We start from the raw sequence: 3,754 nt of genomic DNA, 5'->3' as shown, positions 1-3,754 counted from the left end.
CAGCGCGCCCGCCCCTCGCCGAGGTTGATATCCCCTTCACTGTCGGCGCGGCCACTGCCGTGCAGCTTATCGCCACGCAGATCGCGACCGTGAAGCGCTTGGCTCGTCATCGTGCTTCCCCCTGCCAGTAGCAGGCGCGGGCCATGGCGGCGAGCAGATCGCGCACTCGCGCCGAGGTCACGTCGCCGATATTGCCGATGCGAAAGCAATCGGCCTGGGAGACCTTGCCCGGATAGATAACAAAACCCTGCCCCTTGAGCCGCTGGTAGAAATCGGCGAAGCAGTAGTCCGGGTGGGCCGGGGAGTAGAAGGCGGTGATGATGGGGGATTGCCATTTCTCTGGCAGCAGCGGTTCAAAGCCAAACGCCGCCATGCCATCCACCAGGGTGCGCTGATTCTCGCTGTAACGCTGATGGCGGGCGTCGATCCCGCCCTCCTCTTCCAGCTCGCGCAGCGCCTGAGCAAAGGCGAGCACGGTATGGGTGGGCGAGGTAAAGCGCCACTTGCCCCCCTGCTGCTCCATGGTCTGCCACTGGGCGTGCAGGTCGAGGGAGACCGAACGGGCACGACCGGCGCAGGCCGTGAGCGCGGTGCGGCGGGCGATGACGAAGCCAAAACCCGGCACCCCCTGAATGCACTTGTTGGCGGAGCTGATGAGAAATTCGATGCCAAGGCGGCCCATGTCGATGGGGATGCCGCCAAAGCTGCTCATGGCATCGACGATCAGGCGAATGCCGCGGCGCTGGCAGAGCGCTGCCACCTCCTCAAGGGGGTTGAGCATGCCGGTGGTGGTCTCGCAGTGCACCATGGCCAGATGGGTGATCTCGGGGTGACGTGCCAGTATCGCCTCGATGGCAGCGGGCTCGGGGCGGGTCGTCTCGCCGCAGTCGAGCTCGTGGTGGCGCAGGCCAAGGCAGCGGGCCATCTCCCCCATGCGGGCGCCGTAGGCACCATTGTTGATGATCAGCAGGCACTCATCGGCGCCGATGGCCGAGCCCAGCACGCTCTCCACCACATAGCTGCCGCTCCCCTGCAGCAGCACGGCGCTGTAGTCGCTCTCATATTCAGGGCCAGTGGCCAAGCGCACCAGCTCGCGGCGGATGGGCTCCACCACGCCCTGGTTGTAGTCCGCATCCCAGGTGCAGCTGTCTTGCAGCATGGCGGCGCGCACCGTGGCGGTGGTCGAGAGGGGGCCCGGGGTCAGCAGCAGGTAATCGACGGCAGCGGGGGCCGCAGGAATATTGGTCATGACTTCACTCCATTTGGTATATACCAGAATGAGCGCATTGTGGGTAACTGCCCCGCCAAGGTCAAAGGGGTGGCGCCATGTGCAACAAAAAATTCATTTACGACGCCGGGATCGCGATAATCTAGGAAGCCTGAACTACAGGGTGATTCTGGTATCTACCAACGCGTTTTGACATCGCCGTTTAACGACAGCGCAAATGATCTGCCCTGTGCCCAGCCGATTGCCCAACTCATTGCACACTCATTGCATAACCAGGGATTTTCATGAGCAAACCCCAATATCTGCAGATCAAGGATGCCCTCGCCAACCAGATCCTGGCGGGGGGCCTGGCTCCCAACGACAAGCTCCCCTCCGAGCGCCTGCTGGGGGAACTCTACGGCACCACGAGAGTCACCATCCGCGAGGCACTGGTGCAGCTGGAGGCGAACGGCCTTATCTATCGGGAGGATCGCCGCGGCTGGTTCGTCACCCCGCCGCGCTTTCGCCTCAACCCAAGACGCACCTCCAACTTTCACCAGATAGTGCGGGAGCAAGGGGGCGAGCCGCGCACCGAATTGCTGGAAAAAAGCCGCCAGGCGGTGCCGCCGGCGCTGATGGCGCAGTTGCAGCTCAAGCCGTTCGACAGCCTGTTTCTGCTCAAGCGGCTGCGCTACGCCAACGGGCGCGCCATCTGCTATTGCGAGAACCACTGCCTGCCAGAGCGGGTACCCGGCCTGCTGGAGCTGGATCTCAACGGCAGCCTGACCGAGATCTATCAGGCCCATTACGATCTTCACTACGCCCGCATGCAGGTGCGCTTCTTCCCCACCGCCCTGCCGGATGAGGTGGCCAAGGCACTGGGGGCCACCGCCGGTCTGCCCGCCCTGCGCCTCGAGCGACTCAACTTCGATCAGCACGGTCGGGTGCTTGACTTCGATCTGGAGTACTGGCGCCACGACAGTCTGGAGATCGAGGTGGATACCCAGGATTGATTGCCGCAACTTGTGCGCGGCAAAACGTCACGGGGCTGTCACGGTCACGTCATAAAGATCCCCTAGCCTCTCTCTCGACCAATCTGGTTTATACCAAACCAATTCATATGGAGAAGAGGATGAAACAGGGAACCCATTTGCTGGCCGCCGCCGTGCTGGCTGCCACGACAGCCCCGGCACTGGCCGCGACCGATCTCACCGTCTACACCGCCTTCGAACCGGAACAGCTCAGCGAGCTGAAAACCGCGTTCGAGCGCCAGCATCCGGATATCAACATCAAGTGGGTGCGTGACTCCACCGGCGTGGTCACCGCCCGCTTGCTGGCAGAAAAAGCCCAGCCCAAAGCGGACGTGGTATGGGGACTGGCCGCCACCAGCCTGATGCAGCTCGATCAGCAGCAGATGCTCAATGCCTATGCGCCCAAGGGGCTGGAGAAGCTCGACAGCCGCTTTCGCGACAGCAAGGCCGAGCCGCACTGGATCGGTCTGGACGCCTTCTTCAGCGCCATCTGCTTCAACAAGGTAGAGGCCGAGAAACAGGGGATCCCGGCCCCCACCAGTTGGGCCGACCTCACCAAGCCCATCTACAAGGGCAAGGTGATCATGCCCAACCCCAGCTCCTCCGGCACCGGTTACCTGAGCGTCGCCGGCTGGCTGCAGACCATGGGCGAGCAGCAGGGCTGGCAATTTATGAACGGCCTGCACCAGAACATCGACCGTTACACCCACTCGGGCTCGGCACCCTGCAAGCTGGCCGCCAGCGGCGAGACTGTGATCGGTATCTCCTTCGACTTCCCGGCTACCAGCCTCAAGGCCAAGGGGGCCCCCATCGAGGTGGTGTTCCCGAAAGAGGGTTCGGGCTGGGACATGGAAGCTGCCGCCATCATCAAGGGCACCCCCAAGCTGGAGGCCGCCAAACAGCTGCTCGACTTTGCCGCCACCGAACAGGCCAACGCCCTCTACAACAAGTCGTTCGCAGTGGTCGCCATTCCGGAGGTCGCCAAACCGAGAGCGGGCTACCCGGCGGATATCAAGAGCCAGATGATCGACAACGACTTTGGCTGGGCGGCCCGCGAGCGCAACACCATTCTGGCCCAGTGGAGCGCCAGCTTCGACGGCAAGACCGAAGCCAAGCAGTAATCCCGCTGGGGGCTGGTTTGAGCAATGCCAATGCACCCAGGGCGATAAACAAACTGCCGAAGGCCAACCCAGGTTGGCCTTCGCTTTTTGGCATCGCCTCCCCTGTTTGTGTCGCCCTCAATGGGTGGCACCCCATCCACAAGCGACCAAGCCATCTGCTGATAACCCGTCGTCATCTGACGGTCATCAAGCTGTCATCCCTCGATCACCTGACCGTCACATTTCACCCACAAACTGGTATATACCAAATCAGTAGCGAGTCGAACCATGACCCAGCCCTATCTGGACATTCAACATCTCAACAAGCAGTTCGGTGCTTTTCAGGCCCTCAAGGGGATCTCTCTGACCATTGAGCCGGGGGAGTTTATCTGCTTTCTCGGCCCCTCCGGCTGCGG

The 3,754-nt window shown here is 62.3% G+C and carries 3 protein-coding genes and 1 pseudogene; 3 read left to right on the top strand and 1 reads right to left on the bottom strand.

All coding sequences use genetic code 11. From position 1 onward, the window contains the following. Positions 1-106 precede the first annotated feature (106 nt). Positions 107-1,249: a 2-aminoethylphosphonate--pyruvate transaminase gene (gene phnW / locus BN1143_RS00015; protein WP_042049171.1), complete on the bottom strand. Its 1,143-nt coding sequence runs from the start codon at positions 1,247-1,249 to the stop codon at positions 107-109. Between the two features lie 263 nt (positions 1,250-1,512). On the opposite strand from phnW, the gene phnR reads away from it, so the two are divergent. From phnR to BN1143_RS22245, 3 genes and pseudogenes are all read left to right on the top strand, one after another. Then, entirely contained in the window at positions 1,513-2,220 is a 708-nt protein-coding gene (gene phnR, locus BN1143_RS00010; protein ID WP_005300236.1) for a phosphonate utilization transcriptional regulator PhnR, read from the top strand. A 119-nt stretch (positions 2,221-2,339) separates the two neighbouring features. Next, complete coding sequence (locus tag BN1143_RS00005; protein WP_082038359.1) at positions 2,340-3,359, top strand: putative 2-aminoethylphosphonate ABC transporter substrate-binding protein; 1,020 nt, start codon at positions 2,340-2,342, stop codon at positions 3,357-3,359. A 267-nt stretch (positions 3,360-3,626) separates the two neighbouring features. Further along, positions 3,627-3,754, top strand: a pseudogene (locus BN1143_RS22245) (putative 2-aminoethylphosphonate ABC transporter ATP-binding protein); the annotation flags it as partial.

Source organism: Aeromonas dhakensis (assembly GCF_000820305.1).
Classification (GTDB): domain Bacteria; phylum Pseudomonadota; class Gammaproteobacteria; order Enterobacterales; family Aeromonadaceae; genus Aeromonas; species Aeromonas dhakensis.
The sequence above is the reverse complement of the archived record's forward strand: the minus strand, read 5'-3'. Positions and strand labels throughout refer to the sequence as shown.